The organism is Pseudobdellovibrio exovorus JSS (assembly GCF_000348725.1).
Lineage (GTDB): Bacteria > Bdellovibrionota > Bdellovibrionia > Bdellovibrionales > Bdellovibrionaceae > Pseudobdellovibrio > Pseudobdellovibrio exovorus.
In genome coordinates, this window is the sequence record NC_020813.1 from 498,151 (window position 1) to 519,384 (window position 21,234).

Annotated in this window: 19 protein-coding genes; 4 read left to right on the plus strand and 15 right to left on the minus strand. The window is 42.8% G+C overall.

Going from position 1 to position 21,234, the window contains the following annotated elements:
* Window positions 1-34: 34 nt before the first annotated feature.
* The 6 genes from A11Q_RS02550 to A11Q_RS02575 form a co-directional block, all read right to left on the minus strand.
* Window positions 35-895 carry an ABC transporter permease gene (locus A11Q_RS02550; RefSeq protein ID WP_015469221.1) on the minus strand — a complete coding sequence of 287 codons (861 nt, stop codon included), beginning with the start codon at window positions 893-895 and terminating at the stop codon, window positions 35-37.
* A complete protein-coding gene (locus tag A11Q_RS02555) occupies window positions 895-1,956 on the minus strand; it encodes an ABC transporter permease (RefSeq protein WP_015469222.1) in 1,062 nt (353 codons plus the stop codon). The genes A11Q_RS02550 and A11Q_RS02555 overlap by 1 nt, the downstream gene beginning before the upstream one ends.
* A complete protein-coding gene (locus A11Q_RS02560; protein WP_015469223.1) occupies window positions 1,953-3,353 on the minus strand; it encodes an ABC transporter ATP-binding protein in 1,401 nt (466 codons plus the stop codon). Before A11Q_RS02560 ends, A11Q_RS02555 begins: the two co-directional genes overlap by 4 nt.
* The gene (locus A11Q_RS02565; protein WP_015469224.1) at window positions 3,353-4,357 is read right to left on the minus strand and encodes a BMP family lipoprotein; all 1,005 of its coding nucleotides are present in this window, start codon (window positions 4,355-4,357) and stop codon (window positions 3,353-3,355) included. The genes A11Q_RS02560 and A11Q_RS02565 overlap by 1 nt, the downstream gene beginning before the upstream one ends.
* Before the next feature lie 121 nt (window positions 4,358-4,478).
* Entirely contained in the window at window positions 4,479-5,711 is a 1,233-nt protein-coding gene (locus A11Q_RS02570) for a phospholipase D-like domain-containing protein (RefSeq protein WP_015469225.1), read from the minus strand.
* A 103-nt stretch (window positions 5,712-5,814) separates the two neighbouring features.
* Window positions 5,815-6,861, minus strand: coding sequence for a hemolysin family protein (locus tag A11Q_RS02575; protein WP_015469226.1), 1,047 nt, complete (start codon window positions 6,859-6,861; stop codon window positions 5,815-5,817).
* A gap of 74 nt (window positions 6,862-6,935) precedes the next feature.
* On the opposite strand from A11Q_RS02575, the gene A11Q_RS02580 reads away from it, so the two are divergent.
* The 4 genes from A11Q_RS02580 (at window position 6,936) to A11Q_RS02595 (ending at window position 12,744) form a co-directional block, all read left to right on the plus strand.
* Complete coding sequence (locus A11Q_RS02580; protein ID WP_015469227.1) at window positions 6,936-10,172, plus strand: S41 family peptidase; 3,237 nt, start codon at window positions 6,936-6,938, stop codon at window positions 10,170-10,172.
* A 1-nt stretch (window position 10,173) separates the two neighbouring features.
* Window positions 10,174-10,890: a tRNA (N6-threonylcarbamoyladenosine(37)-N6)-methyltransferase TrmO gene (tsaA, locus tag A11Q_RS02585; protein WP_015469228.1), complete on the plus strand. Its 717-nt coding sequence runs from the start codon at window positions 10,174-10,176 to the stop codon at window positions 10,888-10,890.
* Between the two features lie 62 nt (window positions 10,891-10,952).
* Complete coding sequence (locus A11Q_RS02590; protein ID WP_015469229.1) at window positions 10,953-11,927, plus strand: isopenicillin N synthase family dioxygenase; 975 nt, start codon at window positions 10,953-10,955, stop codon at window positions 11,925-11,927.
* A 16-nt stretch (window positions 11,928-11,943) separates the two neighbouring features.
* Window positions 11,944-12,744, plus strand: coding sequence for a hypothetical protein (locus A11Q_RS02595; RefSeq protein ID WP_015469230.1), 801 nt, complete (start codon window positions 11,944-11,946; stop codon window positions 12,742-12,744).
* Here the strand turns inward: A11Q_RS02595 and A11Q_RS13325 are convergent.
* From A11Q_RS13325 to A11Q_RS02640, 9 genes are all read right to left on the minus strand, one after another.
* Window positions 12,695-13,624 (minus strand): endonuclease/exonuclease/phosphatase family protein, encoded by a 930-nt coding sequence (locus tag A11Q_RS13325; RefSeq protein ID WP_015469231.1) that lies wholly within the window; start codon window positions 13,622-13,624, stop codon window positions 12,695-12,697. The two genes, A11Q_RS02595 and A11Q_RS13325, sit on opposite strands and share 50 nt — an antisense overlap.
* Before the next feature lie 183 nt (window positions 13,625-13,807).
* Entirely contained in the window at window positions 13,808-16,495 is a 2,688-nt protein-coding gene (locus tag A11Q_RS02605; protein ID WP_015469232.1) for a valine--tRNA ligase, read from the minus strand.
* 14 nt (window positions 16,496-16,509) lie between these two features.
* On the minus strand, window positions 16,510-16,845 hold the full coding sequence (locus tag A11Q_RS02610; RefSeq protein ID WP_015469233.1) for a rhodanese-like domain-containing protein: 336 nt from the start codon (window positions 16,843-16,845) through the stop codon (window positions 16,510-16,512).
* Window positions 16,838-18,091 carry an MFS transporter gene (locus tag A11Q_RS02615; protein WP_015469234.1) on the minus strand — a complete coding sequence of 418 codons (1,254 nt, stop codon included), beginning with the start codon at window positions 18,089-18,091 and terminating at the stop codon, window positions 16,838-16,840. The genes A11Q_RS02610 and A11Q_RS02615 overlap by 8 nt, the downstream gene beginning before the upstream one ends.
* 53 nt (window positions 18,092-18,144) lie before the next feature.
* Window positions 18,145-18,411, minus strand: coding sequence for a DUF167 domain-containing protein (locus A11Q_RS02620; protein WP_015469235.1), 267 nt, complete (start codon window positions 18,409-18,411; stop codon window positions 18,145-18,147).
* A gap of 42 nt (window positions 18,412-18,453) precedes the next feature.
* Window positions 18,454-18,939, minus strand: coding sequence for a DivIVA domain-containing protein (locus A11Q_RS02625; RefSeq protein WP_015469236.1), 486 nt, complete (start codon window positions 18,937-18,939; stop codon window positions 18,454-18,456).
* 146 nt (window positions 18,940-19,085) lie between these two features.
* Complete coding sequence (locus tag A11Q_RS02630) at window positions 19,086-19,922, minus strand: pyrroline-5-carboxylate reductase family protein (protein WP_015469237.1); 837 nt, start codon at window positions 19,920-19,922, stop codon at window positions 19,086-19,088.
* A complete protein-coding gene (locus A11Q_RS02635; protein WP_015469238.1) occupies window positions 19,919-20,593 on the minus strand; it encodes a YggS family pyridoxal phosphate-dependent enzyme in 675 nt (224 codons plus the stop codon). The genes A11Q_RS02630 and A11Q_RS02635 overlap by 4 nt, the downstream gene beginning before the upstream one ends.
* Window positions 20,560-21,198: a Maf family protein gene (locus tag A11Q_RS02640; RefSeq protein ID WP_015469239.1), complete on the minus strand. Its 639-nt coding sequence runs from the start codon at window positions 21,196-21,198 to the stop codon at window positions 20,560-20,562. Before A11Q_RS02640 ends, A11Q_RS02635 begins: the two co-directional genes overlap by 34 nt.
* Window positions 21,199-21,234 lie beyond the last annotated feature (36 nt).

The following is a 21,234-nucleotide window of genomic DNA, read 5'->3' on the forward strand; positions in this document are numbered from 1 at the left end:
TTTAATAATTACAGGACTTATTTAACTTAACACCTTATCTGAGTTCCGCTGGCGGGTGAAAGCGCGATTTCAGTAGCAATAGTGCCAGTAGCGTTGCCAGATAAGGTATCATTTGAATAAATTCAGCAGCGATATATTGCGAGACCGCCGCATTGGATTGAAGCAAGATCTGAAGTGCCTCACAAAAGCCAAAGAAAAGACAGACGATATAGGCACGATTTAAGTGCCAACCCGCAAAAATCACTGCTGCAAGGGCAATGAAACCTCGTCCTGAACTCATCATCGGTGAATAGTTAGACGAAAGCGCGGTGGATAGAACAGCTCCGCCAAGGCCAGTCACAAAAGCTGAAAGTGTTAAAGATTGCCATTGTCTTCGGATAATACTGACTCCCACAGATTCCAGCGCGAGTTTTTTTTCTCCGGCGAACTTCATCTGAAGTCCCCAGATTGTTTTTTCAGAAAGCCAATAAGAAAGACCTATAGTCACAGCCAAAACAAAATAAGGAAGATAGACATTGTAGGTTGGCGCAGCAAGAGATGGCGTCGATCCCGTTGAATTAAAAAGAGTTTTACTGACAATAGGAATAATCCCCATTGCCAGAAGATTCATACCTGTGCCCACAACGATGGAGTTTGCTTTAAATTTTAAAATTAACAGACAGAAGATCTGTGCGAAAACGGCAGTGATGACGGCTGCCGCTAAATAGCCCACAAGGACGGAACCTGAAAAGTAAGCCACACTGGCGGCACTGAAAGCGCCAATCAAAAGATAGGATTCAAGTGCGATTTGGGCCACACCGGCTTTTTCTGAGAAGTAAGCGCCCGTAGCGGCAAAAAACAGAGGAAGGCTCAGGCGTAATGTTGAAAGAAGTAAAAGCAAATAGACCGAATCCATTAAGAACGTCCTTTCTTTTTGAAAGAAGGCCAAGGTCTATTGAAGATATAGTAAGAAGCCGCTACAGAAAAAATAATAATAGCTTGCAGGACTCTTGAAAAATCACGTGTTAAAAAATCTGTCTCGAGATCAAGATCGGAAGCTCCCTTATGTAGACAGGCCATTAAAAAAGCCGAGGCGATAATACCAAGAAAATTTTGACGAGCTAGTAAGGCCACAGCTATTCCAAGGAAGCCATACTGCGGTGAAAATCCAATTTTATATTGAAAGGTATTTCCAAAAACCTCAGTTAGGCCTACACAGGCAGAAAAGGCTCCAGCTAGTCCAAGACTAAGAAATAAAATTTTTCTTTGTGTGATCCCAAGACGTTCCGCCGCGTGGGGATTTTGTCCGAAAGCTAAAACTTGGTAACCCAGAAGAGTTTTCTTTTCTAAAAAAGCCAAAACCAGACACGAAGCTATAGCTAAGAGTAAAAATGAACTGACAGCGGAATGATCAAAGTAATTTTTAATGAAGTCATTTTGTAGAAATTGAAAGGCTGGCTGAATCGTCGCTGTTTCTGGGTTTTGCGAATCGGGATTTTGTAAATGATGAACTGTCATCCACGTGGCTATGGCCGCCAAGATAAAATTTAACATAATCGCCACTACCACTTCATGGGCTTGGCGTAATAATTTAAAGGCGGCAATGATCATCGCAGACAGAGCACCTGAAGCTAGGGTGATCGCAAAGACTAGGAACAGAGAAAAAGTTAAAGATAAAGTGTTGCTGTACGGGACGATCAGTTGACCAAAGTAAGCTGCCGCTAGGGCCGAGATGGTGATTTGACCTTCACTTCCGATATGGAACAGGCCTGCTTTCATGGGAATAGCAAAAGCTAGCCCTGTAAAGATCAAGCATGTAGTATAAAACAGAGTTAGGCCTAAATCGAATTTGGAAACCCAAAAGCTGGTCGATAATACTTTCAATACATGCAGAGGACTTTCATTGAAAAAGACAGCAAGCCCGCAAGAAAGGGCGATGCCGAAGACTAAACCAAACCAAGGGGCTAATCTTTTCATAGGTCACCTGCCATGTACATTCCGATTTCTTGTTCAGTTAGCTGGCCTTTGTTAAAAGGCCCATAGATTTTATTTTTATTCAAGACGATGAAACGATCGGAAAGAAGTAACACCTCATCAAGATCTGCTGAAACTAATAATACGGTATTTCCTTGGCGGGTGTATTCATACAGTGATTGATGAATTTTCTCTTGAGCTCCAAGGTCGACTCCGCGGCTGGGGTGCGCCGCTAATAAAACTTGTGGGTGATCTAAAAGTTCGCGTCCCACGACAAACTTCTGTTGGTTACCGCCAGACAGATCGGCTAATAACTTATCCGCTTCGGGTGGGCGAACGTCCCATTCCTTTAATAGAGCTTCTGTTTCCTGCTTTAGTAATTCGGTCTGTAAAAGGCCTTTTTTCAAAAAGCGGCCTTTATGTCGTAGCAAAACATGCTCCATCAAGTTCATATCCTGAAAGACACTGAGCTTGAGGCGATCTTCAGTGATATCACCGTAGGGGATTTTGTGCTGACGTAAAGATGTTAAGAAATGCGCAATTAGCTCGTCTTGTCCATTTCCTTCAATTCCTGCCACACCGAAGATCTCATTTTTTCTCAGGTGAATATCAGAGTCAGGTAAAGAGATCGGCGTTTTTTGATTTTCTGTGGAGGAATCAAATTGGCTTTGTTGCAGCCGACGGCCGATCATCAGTTCGGCCATTTGCTCAAGAGTCAAATCCTGTTGAGCATGTTGTGACACCAAAGACCCTTGGCGAAGAATACTAATATCATCGGCAACGTATTTAATTTCGTTGAGCTTATGGGAAATGAGGATCACTGTTTTCCCATGGGATTTCAGCTGCAAAATGAACTTCATCAGCTCATGTGATTCTTGTGGAGTTAGAACCGCCGTAGGCTCATCAAAGATGATGATATCAGGGTCTGGCATCAGAGCTTTTAGAATTTCGAGTCGCTGCTGTTCGCCGACGCTGAGGTTTTTTACTTTAGCACGTAAGTTTATTTTCCAGCCAAACTGTTTCAGCAGAGCATCCGCGCGAGCGGCCACATCTGTAGCGGGCTTAGTCTTTAAAGAGAAATTATCTGAACTAAAGCTCAAGATTAAATTATCCAGAGCGCTGAGTTGATCCGCCAGTACGAAATGCTGATGGATAAAGGCGATTTTATTATGAAAAGCATCTTGAGCTGAATGGGGAGAATACAACTGACTATTCAAATAGATTTGTCCACTCGAGGCAGGGAAAAGTCCGCCCAAAAGCTTCATCAGCGTAGATTTGCCGGCGCCATTTTCACCGATGATTGCATGCACTGTGGAACGCTTAATCGACAAAGAAATATCGCGGCAAGAGACGCAGGTTCCGAACGCTTTAGTGATATTTCTAAATTCGATGTACGACATTACTTGGTCACGTAATAATCCGGAACTTTAATTTTTTTAGCGACGATTTGTTTTTTTATATCTTCAAGCTTTTGCTTTTCAGCAGCACTCCAAAGACTTTCATTGTTTTTATCTAAAGCCCAGTCAACGCCAGAGTCTTTTAAGCCGAAGCGCACGATACCGGCTTTGAATTCTTTTGCCTGTGCAGCTTTGATGGTATCGTAGACAGCCACATCCACGCGTTTAAGCATACTTGTTAAGACTGTTTTTGGTTTTAACCAGTTTTGATTTGAGTCCACACCGATCGCAAAAACTTTCTTTTCAGCCGCAGCATCAAATAATCCTGACCCTGAAGCGCCAGCGGCGTGAAAAATCACATCTGCTTTTTGTCCGATTTGAGTTAAGGCGATCTCTTTTGCTTTTGCAGGGTTGTTCCAAGCTTCACCTGTCACACCGATATAGTTGATAAGGATCTTAGCTTTTGGATTTACGTGTTTAACACCAGCCTCATAGGCGCGTTGAAAACGACGGATCAGTGGAATATCCATTCCACCTAAGAAACCGACAACACCTGTTTTCGATTTAATGGCTGCTGCGGCACCCACAAGAAAGGCCCCTTCGTGCTCTTCAAAAAGAAGTGAGCGAACATTCGGAGCATTAACTTCGCCGTCGACGATAGCGAATTGTGTATTAGGAAACAAAGCAGCTACTTTGCGAACGGTATCGGCCTGTGCAAAGCCAACTCCGATAACAAGGTCATATTTTCTTTGAGCAAAGTTGCGATGTAGAATTTCAAGCGAGTTGTTATCAGAGGCTTCGACATATTTCAGATCGATGCCCAGTTCTTTTTGTGCCTTGGTCGCACCTTCGTAAGCTGAGGTATTAAAAGACTTATCGTCTTTGCCACCTTTGTCTAAAACTAAACCCACTTTGATGTTGGCGAAAGCGGAGGTGCTGATCAGAGTAGAGCTAAGAAGGAAAAGGATGAAGGTTAACCAACGACTTTTGAACATGCTTTTACACATGGGGCCCCCTACTAAAAACGCTTAAAAACGTAACAAACAAGTTTTAAGTGTTTGTAAAATCCGGCCCTGTTTTAGTCAAGAGAGAAGTGGCTTTTTTGAAACAGTAAAATCTGTCCTTATCTTAAATGCAGATACCTGCATCACGCGCATCTTGAAGGATGCGTTCTAAGAAGGCGTCATATGCCTCATATACGCTTTGATCACGCACTTCGATTAAAACTTCATCATTTGTGCGCAAAGAAAACAGATCTAAGTTATGTGATCCTGTCAGCACCACAGGAACTTTTTCTGAAGAATTGTCGATTGAGGCGTTAATCAGCACGATTTTCGTATGAATGCTATTTTCCGAGCGATCTTTTTCTTCTTGTCCGCGGTATGGCAGAATAACTAAGTCTTCGCTTCTTAAACTACGAATGACTTTTTTACCTGGAGACTTTTGCACGGGATCCACACGTGTGATGACTTGCAAATCACAGCCTTCAGCTTGTAGGCGCGCCATTTCACGAGCTACTCCTCCACGGGTAAAAGCGGACTGTGAAGCTTTAATGCTTGAGTTGGGAAGTTTGCAGTTCACTTTTTTAAGTAATGAAAGCACGGGGTCTTTTGACACCAGTCGTGGGAAGAAATAAGACTTTAATTTTCCAGATTCATCGCTAATGGTAGGATGGGATTTTTTAAAAAGAGCCGTCTGATCCCCTTTTAGTTTTTGCCAATAATTTAAAAAGTCCTCAAAGAAATCAGGATTGTTTTTGATCAGTAAAAGATCGTTGTACATTTTAAGTTGTCCATCAGCCATATTGGCTGATGTTTGTGCGACAACATGACTGTTCCCATCATTTAGATCCGAGAATAAAAAGAATTTATTGTGATTGGCAATCAGACCGCGACAGGCATTCCCTAAATCATGATTCTTTTTCAATTTTAGAATAGAAAGCGGGGCTGCCAGTGGACCTTTACAGAGCTTCAGACACACTTCATCCTCGGCACATTTAAGTCCTTCGCTGTATCCGGAAAAGCCATAAGCTAAAATATTTAATGGGGAGCCGTTCTCTTCTATTTCGTGCGCGGTTCCGCCGTCCAATACGATTTGCACGTCAACACCGCGATGGGAAGCGATCACAAGTTCCTGTGCTAAGTTGGCACGACTAATATGATAAAGAGCTACACGAATTTTTGAGCCTTCGCGTGCATCACGGATCATCTCGATTAAGCGATCTTCAATCGTTGTGGTGGCATCACCATGAAAGCCAGGGGTGTTAAACAGTGGCTCAACATCAAAGCTGAATGCTGGTAAACTGTTTAGTAAAACCAAAAACGACAACTGGGCTTTTAAAATACGGAAAACTTTATGCATGACCTTTTGTTTAGCAAGGGAAGGGCCACTTTATAGTGCTGTGGGATGCTATTAAATAGAATCCGGCATATAGAGGCTGTCAAACTATTGGTCAGTCTATCAGCTACTTTAAGTTCATGGTACGGATACGGGAATTTAGCGCTAACAGAGTGTTGGGTTCGTCATCTTCGTCATACATTTCACCGACGACTTCTTCAAAAATATCTTCGATGGTTACAATTCCTAAAATGCGATTATTTTCTTTAATAATGGCTAAGTGACTTTTTTCATTTTGAAGCTTTTTAAGCGCATTTAAAATCGGCTCTTTTGGATTGAGTGTGATGATCGAGCGAATTAATTGTTTCCAATCAATTTTTGTGATTTCAGCTTCGGACACAAATTCTTTTGTGTGCAATAGTCCAATGACCTCATCATTGTCGTTCACGACAGGAATACGGGTGTGGCGTGACGAACGTATTTTTTCTAAAACTTCATAGTGGTGTTTGTTCTCGTTGATGATGGTGACTTGCTCCCAAGGAACCATGACATCTTTGACTGTGCGTTTATCGATATTAATCAAATTTAAAACGTATTGTTTGTGAGCTTCGCTTAAACTGTCTAAGTCCACACCATCTTCTGAATTGATAGAGCCTTCTGATTTGATACGCGCAAAAACAAATTTAGTTAGGAAGCGTGTGGAAGACTCTAGTAAAATCACAAAAGGATAGAAGATGCGATCCATGGCCAGTAGTAAGTAGCCACCAGCAAGAACCACTTTTAAGGGAGAACGCAGAGCGATTGATTTCGGAACCAGCTCACCAATGACCACACTGATATAAGTCAGCGGCAGAACAATCAGTGCAATGGCGATAAACTCTGAAGTTTCACGGCTGACATTGAGGTAGGGCAGAATCTTAGGACCCAAATACTCTTCCGCACTAGCTCCGCTGACGGCTGCCGAGATAGCCCCGACTAAAGTAATACCAATTTGCAAAACAGATAAGGTGCGCTCGGGATTCTGTTTGAGTTGCAGGACTCTTTTGGCTGCAATTTGACCGCTTTGTGAAAGTTTTTTGATATGGGCCTTAGAAACTGTAACAAAGGCCATCTCGATACACGACAACATCGCATTCATCAAAAGACATAATGCGATAATAAGAAATTCGCTCATTGAGTAAGTAAAACATAATTATTATATTGAGTACATAGCAATTTTGTTTCGCTATTTCATAACAAGGAAGTTCTATGAACCAAGGATACTTTTCTCAGCCGACTATTTCTGGATCTCAAATTGCGTTTATAACAGACGATGATCTTTGGATCGTTGAGCGTCATCGCAACATGGGCGCAGCAGTCGCGCGTAGAATAACAGCGAATAAAGGGAATATTCTGTCACCATGTTATTCTCCGGATGGACAGTGGTTAGCTTTTATCAGTACTGATACAGCGGCAGAGGGTGATATTTATGTGATGCCAGCTCAAGGCGGCGAAGCAGAACGTATGACATGGTTAGGCGTTCAGCGTATCATCAACTGGAAAGATAATAACACTCTCCGTTTTGTCAACGGAATGGACGGATACCCAAATCGTGAAGCTCATGTGTACGAACTGAATGTGAAGACACGTGATTTTTCTAAGGTCAATCTAGGACCAGCTTCTTATTACTATGCGGGAAAAAACTTTCAAGTGTTAGCTCGTAACTCAGGGGACTCTGCTCGTTGGAAGCGCTATCAAGGTGGTACCGCAGGTGTTCTGTGGGTGCAAAAAGAAAAGGGTAAGTTCCAACGTATTCTAAAAGACATATCAACTAACATCACACGCCCCGAAATCATCGGCACCAATATCTATTTCATATCAGACCATGAAGGTGTGGGGAATGTGTACACTTGTGATTTGGCAGGGAAGAAACTACGTCGTTTGACAGATCATATTGATTACTATTGCCGTAACTTGCGTTCAGATGGGCAGACTTTGGTTTATCAAGCCGGTGCCGATATCTACACCTATGATTTAGCAACAGAGGTCGAAGAAAAAGTAGAAATCGAATGCCATACAACAGCGATGCAATCCATGCCTCGCTACGAAAACTGGAGCCGCTTTTTTCATGGAATGGAGCTACACCCAAAATCTTCTGAGTTATGTTTAGCTTCTCGTGGGCGTCTTTTTGAAATGGCTCCGTTCAGTGGGCCTGTAAAAGAATTAGATGTACAAAAAAGAATACGTTATTCTTATCCCAGCTATAATTTTGATGGAACAAAGCTTTTAGCAGCGGCTTCAGATGCGGACTCGGATGAGGCCTTGGTTTTATTTGATTTAAAAACAGATAAATATAAGACATTATTTCCTCAAATTAAGTGGGGAAAAATCTGGGGTATTAAATGTTCGCCTATTCACGAAATGGCAGCGATTATTACTAACAGAAAAGAAGTTTACATTGTCGATTTTAAAAAGAACTCATCTAAAAAAATCGAAACGAATATGTTTAATCGTCCGGCTGATTTAGAATGGTCGGCAGATGGACGCTATTTAGCTTATACAGCGAATGTCGATGCTCGTCGTACAGGAATCCGCATCTATGACACGAAGAAGGCCAAGCTGACGTTCTTGTTGAATCCAGTTGTGAGTGATTTCTCTCCGTCATTTGATCCAGAGGGAAATTATCTTTATTTCCTAGGTATCCGTAGTTTTGCTCCTAACTACAACGAGACTCATTTCGATTTAGGCTTTCCATTTGCAACTCGTCCTTACGTAGTAGCTTTAAATGATAAAGTCCTTAGTCCTTTTGAGGCGACTTTGAAAAGTCCTCAAGTGGATAACTCTGTTGAAAAGCCAGCAACCGGAAAAAATAAAAAAGCAAAATCAACTCCGACTTTCCAAGAGATTCAGTTTGAAGGACTTGAAAATCGCGTCCAGGCCTTTGAACTTCCGCTTGGAGGATATGGCCGGATATCAGCAATTAAAAACGGCGTGATTTACACAAAACAAAATGTGGCGCCGATTGAAAACTTTGATCGCAATCAAGAGCCACCGGCTCCAGATTTATATGTCTATCGGTTTGATGATGGGACTCAAGAAGTTTATCATAAAGCAGTAAAAGCTTTTGCTGTGAACACAGCAAAGACCCATGTGCTCCTTCATCATGATGTTAAAATCAGATTATTAGATGTGAAACTGAAGCCTAGCCAAGAAAGTAAAATTGGCAAAAAAGATGGCTATGTTGATGTCAGTCGTATCAAATTAAAAGTAGAGCCTCGTCTTGAGTGGAAGCAGATGTACCATGAAGCATGGACTTTACAAAAAGAACATTTCTGGCGTCAGGATATGTCGAAAGTTGATTGGAACTTGGTTTACAAGCGCTATCACAAATTATTAGGACGAGTTAAAACAAGATCTGAGTTTTCAGACTTGATGTGGGAAATGCAAGGCGAGTTAGGAACATCCCACTGTTACGAGATGAGTGGACAATACACGCGCGTCGGTAGTGGTGTTCCACACGCCCGTTTAGGAGCATACTTTCAGTACCGTCCATCAGCTCAGGCTTATGAAATCACACGCATCTTGGCTGGGGACTCGTGGTCGAATGCTGATGGTAATTCCCCACTGACGTCTATGGGAGTCAGTTTGAAAGTGGGAGATCGTATTATGGCCGTCGATGGCATTCGTTTTGTTCAGGCCTCTGACCTATATGAGCTTATAGAAAATAAAGCGGCGATGAAGGTCGAACTGACCGTTCATCGCAAAGGGGCGAAGTCGGAAGAAAAAGTGGTGGTCAAAACCAACAGACAGCAAAAAGCTGCGTGGTATCGTGAATGGGTTGAAAAAAATAAAAAATACGTTCACGAAAAATCGAAAGGCAAGCTGGGATATGTACATGTGCCGGATATGGGAGCCTATGGTTACTCGGAATTCTATCGTAACTTTGTGAACGAATCACAGTACGAGGGACTGGTTGTGGACGTTCGTTACAATGGTGGCGGGCATGTTTCGCAGCATCTACTAAAAGTTTTAGCACAAAAGGTTCTTGGGTTTGATCAAACTCGTCATCAGGGGTTAGAAAAATATCCTGTCTATGCGGCAGGAGTTTTAGTCGCTTTAGCAAATGAACAATCAGGAAGTGATGGAGACATATTTCCTCACTCGTTCAAACTGATGAAGTTAGGAAAATTAATTGGTAAGCGCACATGGGGCGGAATTATCGGAATTAACGGACAGTACTCTTTGAGTGATGGCACTTACGTGACCCAACCTGAATACAGTTTTTGGTTCAAAGACAATGAATGGTTTGTAGAAAACCATGGTGTTAATCCGGATATTGAAGTGGATATCACTCCTGAAGATTATCGCGATAAAAAAGATCCTCAGTTGGATCGCGCTATCACAGAAGCTTTATCAGACTTGAAGTCCAATCCCTCAGTGAAGTTCAAGCCAAGTTATTACCCTGATTTGAGCATTCCGAAAAAACTAACTCGCTTGAACAGATAAGATGACAAAAGAGTTTGTATTTAAACCTATAGGATATTTACGTTCGTGTTACCCTGATAAGTTCGGGGTGCCACGACAGGCAGGCTTAGTCAAAAAAGCCTATTCGGAATTGCAGATCGCAGCAGAGTTTCAACCTGAAATTTCATTGCAGGGACTCGAAGGTTATTCGCATCTGTGGCTGCAATTTGTTTTTCATCTAAACTCTTCGGTACGATTTCACGCCAAGGTTCATCCGCCACGTTTGGAAGGGCAGACGATGGGGTTATTCGCGACGCGGTCTCCGCATCGTCCGAATCCGATTGGTTTGTCTTTAGTTGAAATTATTGAAATTCAAAAAGACACGTTAGTCTTAGCCGGAGCAGATCTTGTCGACGGAACTCCGATTTTAGATATAAAGCCCTATCTTCCGCATATTGAAAGTAAACCTGAAGCCCGCGGGGGTTGGGCTACCGATGTGCAAAAAGATGAAATTCAAGTGGAGTTCAGCTCAGTAGCCATGGAAATTTTGCAAAAGTGGATTGAAAGAACGGGTAAAAAAGAGCTACCCGAGGTGATTTCCGAGGTCCTCAAACAAGACCCGAGACCTGTGATTTATCGTGGTTTTGAGTCTCAAGAGTCGCCATATCGCAATAAACACGCTTTTAGGCTGTATGATGGGGACATCCATTTTGAATTCACTACAAAAAATCATGTAATAGTCTTTGATATTCTATTTTAATTTCGATAGAAATGCTTAAACATTGAACGCGATGTTCATCTATTTTTTTGAGAGGGGATTGTATGCAAACGACAACTCAAACTTCTTCAACGTTAAGAAAAGTTCCAACACTGAGTTTAGGTTCTTATTTACACGGGTCACAAGATGATAAAGTTAAGTTCATTGAACAGCTTTTCCACGGAATCAAAGACTATGGTTTCATTATCTTAAAAGATCACGATGTTTCAGCAGAGCTTTTGACTCAAGCCTATCAGGTATTAGAACAATTTTATAAACTTCCGGATGCGACTAAGCGTTCTTATATTTCTGAGTTGGGCGGCGGTCAGCGCGGTTATACAGCTTTCGGTAAAGAGCATGCTAAGGGTTCTCCGGTAATGGACTTGAAAGAGTTCTGGCATGTGGGCCGCGAAGTTGAAGATGGTCATGCGTTTGCGAAGTACTATCCTAAAAATATCTGGCCAGATGACTCTTTACCTGAGTTCCGCCCTATTTTTGAAAAGTTATACTCTCAGTTAGAGCTTGCCGGCATTCAGATGATGGAAGCTTTGTCATACCCACTACAAGTTGAAAAAGATTTCTTCACTAAAATGGTGGTAGAAGGAAATTCAATTTTGCGTCTATTGCACTACCCACCGATTCCAGAAGGTGTTGACCCACGTTGTGTGCGTGCGGCGGCCCATGAAGACATCAACTTCATCACGATTTTACCTGCGGCGACAACTTCTGGATTGCAATTAAAAGATCGCGATGGTTCATGGTTAGATATCGAAAGCGACTACGGAACATTGATCGTAGATGCGGGCGATATGTTATCACGTATTACAAATGAAGTGATTCCTTCCACTACACATCGTGTGATCAATCCACAGGATGGAACGAATACGTCTCGTTACTCAATGCCATTCTTCATGCATCCACATCCAGAATCTTTATTAAGCTGCTTACCATCTTGCCGCGGTGAAGGTGCTAAATACGCTGATATCACAGCGCATGAGTTCTTAATGCAAAGATTGCGTGAGATCGGTCTGATTAAATAGTTTCGAGCTGTTGGTCATGAATACTAAATCTGTTCTTCTTGCTGTAGGAGTTGTGGTTATCGCTACAACTCTTTATTTTTTCAACAAGTCTTCTAAGACAGTGGATTCTTCCCAACAAAATGTGGAAGTCGAAGAGGATGCGCCTCCGGCAGCGCAAGCCGATTTTGTTGCGCCTCCTGAAACTGTAGCTCAAGGTACGGCGGTATCACCTGAAGGCGTAACCGAAAATAGAGAAAAAAATAATACGACTGCTATTGATGCTATGGATTCAGAGGTGACACCTTTAACCATGCAGAAGTTTTCACAGCACCTGCAGTTTATGACGAAGTGTTTAGGGATGGAATCGCGCATTACTCCGCCTCAGCAGGCAGAGCCTACAATAGAAAACATTATGGATCAGCTTCGTCCTAATTTGGGTGAAAGTCAGGCGCAGGTTCATGATTGGACACAAACAGAAATCGTAGGAAAAGACGGAGTCAGAAGACGTGTGCGCGTCGATTACGATTACTCCGACGAAACGGCAGAACCAGCTCGTCGTCTTTCTATGTACCAGATGAATGCCTATGGTATGCCCGAGATCGTTCAATTAACGCCAGATCAAATGGATAATCCGAATGAGGCCTATATCCATTCTTTGATTGAAGGTAATAAGGTTGTCGTCGAAGAAAGTGCGGCTCGTGTGTATTTCGCTAATGGTGAGGAAATGATTTTCTCAATCCGTAATGGAAACATTAACGGATTGAGTGTGACGAAGGGGCTACGCTCTTTTAATTGTCAGAATCTGGATGAAGATCGCTCAGCCTGTTCATGTCCGTAGTGTCTATAGCGTCTTCGATAGTTTCTTCTGGAAATTGTTCTGCCAGCTGCTCTGATTCAAAAAGATTGGATGGGGCTTTCTTGAAAACAGCCTTCAAAGGCAAGTGATCTGAACTCTTAATGTGACGTAAAAGCTCAACGGATTGCAATTCTAGTCCTCTAACGTAGATATGATCTAATTTTAAATTTCTTTTTTCATTTGTCGGCTTCAAGTGGTGCAGTCCCAAAGCGGCCGCATTCTTATCAAGGTGCGCCTGACGATCTGAATTCCATGTATTAAAGTCACCAGCCCAGATAACAGGCCCTTCTAGTTGTGCAATGAATTTAGAGATTTCGGTCATCTGACGTTTAAACTTAGAGCCTGTATTGAAGTTAAGTCCATGGGTATTGATGATATGAACCACGCCAATTTCGGGTATCTGAACAGCCGAATAACCTGACACCTTAGGTGTAAAAGTGAAGGGCTCAGTATCTGTAGAGACCAGAGTCAGATTGCTCTGTAACAGATAGCGAGAGGCCGTCATCACGCCTGTCGCTTGATTTTCTTTATTACAGAAGCTTTTGTGAAAGCTAAAAGAAAGATCGAATTGTGATGCGAAGTAATTTTGTAAATCGTTCGAGTGCATGGCTTCTTGTATCAAAATGATATCTGAGTCCGTGCTGAGTGTTGCCAGGTCAGGTAGAAATTGGTTATCTGCAAGTTTATGTGCATTCCAAGTGATAACCGAAAGCTCTTGGCTGTGCTCGCGGCTCTGAATCTGATTCGCAAAGGAATGCTGATTGTGAGAGCTATTGCAAAGGACTGAGGTATTGGCCTGAGCAACTAAAGCAGTGAAACTCAACAAGACGACTAAACTCGATTTTAATACTGTGTTTTTCATATAGAGGATGTATTTGCAATCCCACTTCCAACACACTTCTATGTCGAATCGTATTAGTTGCTTTAGAGTGTCCACTTATTTGACAGGGCGACAGGAACCGGCATACACCGGACCTGTTAATGGGGCTTTGAAAGAAGGAGGTAGTAGGTCCGCTGCCCTGCGTCCGTAAACAGGGCCTGGCACCTACTGAAAACGTGTCAGAGCTTCTTTAAGAGAAACCACTTGTTCACGGGACTGTTGCAGAAGAACTTTATCCGCAGCAACGACGTCTGGATCAGCATTTTGAACAAAACGTTCGTTTGATAACTTGTTCGTTAACAGCGTCACATCTTTTTCTAACTTTTCAATCGTCTTCTGAATGCGTTTGATCTCTTCATTGAAATCAACCAAGCCTTCCAACGGGATGATCACATTAACGCGCGCATCTTTTACTGCCACAGGAGCCACGGCACACTTCATCAGATCGCCATCTTCACCGATGGCGGCATTTTCTAAACGAGCCAAAGTCATGATAGCAGCGCGATTATGACTTAAAATCTTTTGAGTCTCTGCATCTAGAACGCCTAATCGCACATTCAATTTGACGGCAGGGCTGATACGATTTTCACCACGAATATTACGAATTGCTGTGATGACTTCTTTTACGATATCAATTTCTAGTTCTGCTTCCGTGCTGGCAAAAGCCAAGAACTCTTTGTCGTTATCAACAGTTGGATAGCTGTCAATAATACAAGCTTCAGACTTCAATGGAAGTTTACCATAAATTTCTTCAGTAATGAACGGGCAGAACGGATGAAGTAGGCGTACGATACGATTCAGAACGTGAGCCATCACCAATTGAGTGGTGTGTTTTTCTTCTGCCGATGCCGAAGTCATAATTGGTTTTGTGAACTCGATATACCAGTCACAGAATTGATTCCAGATAAATTGGTAAAGCTCGTTAGCTGCATCTGAAAACTTTTCTGTTTCTAGAGCCTCTTGAACAATACGCTCTGTTTCAGCTAGCTTGGTGATAATCCACTGATCGAAAACAGAAAGCTGAGCTTTCGCTGGCATGGCTTTAATTCCCTCTGCCGGAGCTTTGAAGTCAGCTAAGTTCGACAGAACAAAGCGGGATGCATTCCACACCTTATTCATAAAGTTACGATAGCCTTCTACACGCTGTTCACTGAACTTAAAGTCTTTTCCTGAAAACAGATGGGCCAAGAAACTGAAACGTAAAGCATCTGCGCCGTACTTTTCAATCATATCAATTGGATCAACAGAGTTGCCGAGTGACTTCGACATCTTACGACCTTGGCTATCACGTACAAGTCCATGGATGTAAACTGTTCTGAATGGGACATCTTTCTTAAACTCTAAGCCCATCATGATCATACGGGCTACCCAGAAGAAAATAATGTCATGCCCAGTAACCAAGTAATTTGTTGGGTAGAAAGTTTTTTGAGTTTCGATAGACTTGGTATTTTCTGCTGGCCATCCCATTGTAGAAAAAGCCCAAAGAGCCGAACTGAACCATGTATCTAAAACATCTTCTTCCTGTTTGATATTATGGCTAGAGCAGTGTTGGCAGGCAGAAGGAGTTGTTTCGCTTACAGTGTATTTTTCACAGTCACCACAAAGCCATGCGGGAATACGATGTCCCCACCATAATTGGCGGGAAATACACCAGTCTTCGATGATGTTCATCCAGTGAAGGTAAACTTTTGTCCACGACTCAGGTTCGAATCTTAATGTACCTGATTCCACCACGCGTTTTGCTGGGATCGACAGTTGATCCATTTTCATAAACCATTGTTCAGATAGGAACGGCTCAACCACCGCACCTGAACGAGAACAGTGACCTACCGAGTGAACATGTGGTTCTTCTTTAACAAGTAATCCCAATGCTTTTAAGTCTTCGACTACCTTTTTACGAGCGTCTGCTACTTTAAGTCCTTGGTAAGGACCTGCATGTTCGTTTAACTCACATTTCTTATTCAGAATATTGATGAACTCTAGTTTATGAGTTTTACCAATTTTGTAGTCATTGAAATCGTGAGCAGGAGTGATCTTCACAACTCCTGAGCCGAATTCGCGATCGACATAAGTGTCTGCGATGATTTTAATTTTACGATTGATCAACGGAATAGTAACTGTTTTGCCGATTAAAGCCTGATAGCGTTCGTCATCTGGATGAACACAAACTGCCGTATCACCCAACATGGTTTCAGGGCGTGTTGTGGCAATCGTCAAAAACTGATCTGAACCATCAATTGGGTAATTGATGTGATACATGGCACCTTTAACTTGTTGATGTTCTACCTCTAGATCCGAAATAGCAGTTTCTAATGGGCCACTCCAGTTCACAAGCTTTTGGCCTTTATAGATAGCCTGTTTTTCGTAAAGAGTTACGAAAACTTTTTTCACGGCATTGGAAACACCATCATCCAATGTAAAGGTCGCACGTTCCCAGTCACATGAATCACCTAGGCGGCGCATTTGATTATAAATACGATCGCCGTATTCATTTTTCCACTTCCAGATTTCGTCGACAAATTTTTCGCGGCCTAAATCGTGGCGTGTGATATTTTTTTTCTTTAACTCTTTTTCAACCACAGTCTGTGTCGCAATACCGGCGTGATCTGTTCCTGGTAACCACATGGTGTTGAAGCCGCTCATGCGCTTCCAGCGAATTAATAAATCTTGGATAGTATGATCCAAAGCATGACCCAAGTGTAAGAAGCCTGTGACATTCGGCGGAGGCAAAATAATTGAAAAAGGAGGCTTAGTGGATTGATCTTGGGATTTGAAATATCCTGCGTCTTCCCACCATTTGTAAATGTTAGATTCAACCTCTTGAGGACTGTAACGATCAGCTAGTGTTTTCATAGGAAGACAGAGTATCAGATTTGGTCTTTATCGGTCATCATTTGCTGGTAGCCGCCATCGACAACATAGACGTTTGTATAAGCTTTTTTTGTCAGGTCAGCATAGGTTTTCATAGACTGATCGCCATTCTGGCAAAGCAATACGATAGCATAGTCTTGGGGGGCTTGGCGCGACTCGAGCTCAGCTAAAACCTGTTGAGGTTCAGCCAAGATTTCGTAGGTGTCGATGTGCATCTTATTCAAACTTGTATACCATGTGCTCAAGGTATTTCCGCTCATATTGAAGAACAAAAATGGGACACGATTATTGATTAAGTTATCCAGCTGAAAGAATCCAATTTTGTTAAGCATGTTGAGCCTCATCAGTCGAAGAGGTCTTGGTTTTTTGACCTGCATTCGGAATAGAATGGAAAATTAAAAACACGATAAATAGAGCGACTAAAGTCATTGAGCCCGAAAGTAGAAATGGCGACTCGATACTCCATGCTCCGAAAAGAGCGCCACCAATAGCGGGACCGATAATGCGGCCAAGGGAAGACATCCCTTGAGTGGTGCCGAGTACAGTCCCTTGCTCGTCTTTGTCAGCAAGAAGTGAAATAGCCCCCAGAGTTGAGGGGTTCACTAACCCTAATCCCAAGGCCAATAAAGTCTGAGTAATAGCCATAGCGAAAATCGAGTTAGCAAACGCAATTCCACCTAGGCCCAAGGTCATTGAAATCAATCCCAGACGCAGCACTTGTTTTTCACCTATTTTGGGAATCAGCCGTCTGACAAGGAATCCCTGAGTTACAATTAACATCACTCCGATATAGGCAAAACCAAAACTGACTTCCTTCAATCCCCAGTTGAACTTGTCTTTCATGTAAAGCACTAATGTCGCTTCCATTGTCGACATCGCTAAAGAGGCCAAGAAGAAAACTAAAATTAAAGGACCGATCGTCGGGACTTTGAAGAACTTAGCGATCAACTGAAAGCGATTACGTGTTTCTTGTTTTACTTTTGAAAGATCGCGAGTTTCCTTTAAGAACTTCAGCGCAAACAGGAACGTGATCAGACAAAGGCCTGACACCCAGTAAGAGCTGAAGCTGGTGCGGAAGAAAGCATCCGTTGAAATGTGTTCAGCCCATACCGTGAGTAATCCACCGATAGCGGGTCCGAATAGAAAACCCAAACCGAAGGCCGCACCGATGAGCGCCATTCCACGGGAACGCTCTTGTGGAGGCGTAATATCAGAAATATAAGCAGAAGCTGTTGAAATCGAAGCTCCGAAAAAGCCTGAAAGTAGGCGTGCTACAAAAAGCATTTCTAAAGTGCGTGCCTGTGCGAAAAGCAAATAGGCAAAGACTTCGCCACCTAAGCAAATTAATAAAATAGGGCGGCGACCATACTTGTCGCTGAGTCGTCCCCAAAACGGAGAGAAAATAAATTGCATCAGTGAATAGGCAGAAAGTAAAAGCCCTGTTTGTAAGGCGGTAGCTCCCATTTGGGTGCTGAGAATGGGCATGATGGGGATCACGATGCCGAAACCTAAAAGATAGATAAAGACAGTCAGAAAAATAATCGCAAGAGGTCTTTTGTTATCCGCAATAGTCGACATAGCAAGGAGGTCCTTTTTCAATGGGCTGAATCTGGCGATGAATATGGCACAGATCAGCGGTCTTGGCAAAGTAGACGTATCACGTCGTCCACATTCGCATCATAGTCAATTTCAAGTAGTTTATTGCGCCCTGTATGTCCGTGTAAGATGGTGACATTTTTTTTCGGGATGGAAAGAGTTTTGCTGATAAAGGCGATTAGGGCCTCGTTGGCGGCTCCATCCACAGGGGGAGCCTTAATTTTAATCTTTACAGCACCATCGTGTAATCCGATGGCTTCGCTTTTTTTTGCATTAGGTTGAATCAGAACTTTGAGTTTCAAGGGGCGATAGAAGTAGCGTGACAGAAGTAACAGCGCTGGCTGTTACTTCATATCCAATTCAGGTAGGCTCATTTTTGGCATAAATTGTTGCCCTTGATCTAACAAAGACAAGTGCGCTTGAACCATGGCTTTTAGATTGGCTTCGAACTGCATGCGTGTGCGTTTCAATTCAGAAATTTCAGAGTAAACTTTTTTCAAAGAATCCTTAGCATCACGAGTGATCAATTCTGCTTTTTGTTGAGCATCGTTAATGATCAACTTGGCTTCGCGTTCTGCGTCTGTGCGCATTTTCTCGGTCATTTGAGACGCTGAAGTGATCGTCGCCTTTAAGACTTGATCGCGATCCTTGTATTCAAGAAGTGTTAATTCTTTTTCTTTTAGAGTTTCACGTAGGGCATTGCGCTCTTGTAAAAGGGCATCCATCTGAGCTGCGATGACAGTTAAAAAATCCGAGACTTCGTCCGGATCATATCCCATCATTTTACGTTCAAATGTTTTATGTGCGATTTCTGAAGGGTAATGCTTCATAGGTTCCTCCGTGAACACTGATCTTTAGTATAGGGCAAAACAAACCCGACATCTACTATCTAGGTGAAATAACAGGAGGTTTTAAGAACTCTCTGGACCTAGGTCTAGCTAATCTAGAGCCACGGCCCAGCAGCGTCAGTTGAGGGCTATTTCTGAGTGCGCGAGATCTCTTTTGATCTCATGGCGGCTTTTTCAAAACTGATGCGCAAACCACGTTCAATTTCCAGCTCGCGCATAGAAGTCAGTCCCGCTGCCGTAACCCCTTTTTTAGAGGTCACGCGGGATTGCAGTTCTTCGATTTCGATGCCTTCAGATTGGGCGGCCAGTAGAGCCGCGCCCAAGAACGTTTCGATCGTCATCTTGCGTGAAACATCGTCGGCAAAACCACGCTCTGCGATCCAATCTTGCCAGTACATCATCATTTCGAAAACGAATCCTGTACCGCTAGAGCAAGAAATCATCAAGGCTTCAAATTGATCTTCGTTGTCGACTTTCATCACATAGCCTAAGCCGCCAAAGAGGTCGTCCATCAGACTGGAAACAAAACCTTCATCTTCATCGGGACTCATAAAGCCAATAACTCCACGACCGATAATAGACGGAGTGTTCGGCATCAGGCGCACAAGGCGTCCCGTGGGAATTTGCTTTTCAAGCGAGTCGAAAGGGATTCCCGCCGCCAGTGAAATCACGATTTGATGATCGCTAAATTGTCCAGTTAGGCCTTCGAGTGCCGTTGAAAAATCTTGAGGCTTCACCGCGATAATCACCACATCACATTCTGCAATGATCTCTTGGTTATGGGCTCTGGTTTGAACCTGAAACTGCTCGGCTAGTTTGAGCAATTTGCCCTGAGTCCGATTGGAAACCATGATGTGATCTGGTCTGATCTCTTTCGATTCCACCATGCCCTTCACCAGAGCCTGAGTCATGTTACCGGCTCCGATAAAGCCGATTTTCATTGTTTTCAGCAGTGGATTTTTCATGACGGACCTCGTTTCTGATCTTTCTGTGATTCTCTTTCTCCAAATAGCGTCGTACCTAACCTGATCCATGTTGCCCCCTCTTGAAGTGCAATTTGATAGTCGTGACTGGTGCCCATTGAGTACTCGTGTAAATCGAACTTGCTTCCAATATATTTCAATTCTTTAAAAAAAGCGCGGTTTTTTTCAGGTTCATTTTCTAGCGGTGGCATGGTCATCAATCCGACGATCTGAATGCCGCTCAACGCTTGCAGACGTGTCCACTCAGACTCAAAATCCTCTTTTAAAAATCCAGATTTGGTCGGCTCCTCAGAAAGATTCAGTTGAATGAATACTTTTTGAATGTGCTGGATAGACAGTGCAGCTGCTGAAATTTTTTCTGCTAAAGCAAAGCTGTCGATAGAATGAATATAAGTGAAATGCTTCTTTAAGAATTTAACTTTATTTTTTTGAATAGGGCCGATCAAGTGCCACTGAATATTAGAAAAATCTTTTAAGAGTTCAATTTTTTCTAAGGCTTCTTGAATGTAGTTTTCGCCAAAATCGCGCTGTCCTTCATTGTATAAAGAAATGATTTTTTCAGTGGGTTGAAGTTTACTGACCGCCAGAATTTTTTGTTTGGACGAGAGCTTTTGTGAAATCAAAGAGCGGGCGGTTGGCGCAGGAATTCCCATGAGTTAAGTGTGAAGAGTTTTTCTAGAGCTTGCAAGGGAAGTCCCACCACATTATTAAAGTCGCCGTCGTAGTGGGTCACAAATTTTCCACCTTCCCCCTGAATGGCGTAGGCACCGGCTTTGTCGAGGGGCTCTTTGCTGGCGATGTAGTCCAGAATTTCAGAATCCGTCAGTGAACGGAAGTGCACCACAGTTGTCTCGATATGAGACACAACTTCGTCACTGTTCAGGTTGCTGTCGAGGTCCAGTAGAACTATTCCTGTTTTGACCTCGTGGCTGCGACCTGAAAGTGCTTTTAAGAAGTCGAAGGCCATCTGTTCGGTCTCTGGCTTGCCTAAAGTCTGGTTATCCAAACACACCAAGGTATCAGCAGTCAGGACTACATGATGGGGATAGCTCAGACCTTCGTCGTGTAGACGGGTGCGCACCGCCTCGGCCTTTCGTCTGGCAATGTCTAAAATTTGTTCGTTAAGACTTAGGTTTTTGTCAGGAATTTCCGATACATAAACAGGGAATGGAACAAATTGATAACCTGCTTTTTTTAGAATTTCAGAACGTCGCGGAGACTGTGAAGCCAGAATTAATGTGCGGTTCAATTTTTTCATACCCAATGAATTTACTGGAAAAAAACTCACTTGAAA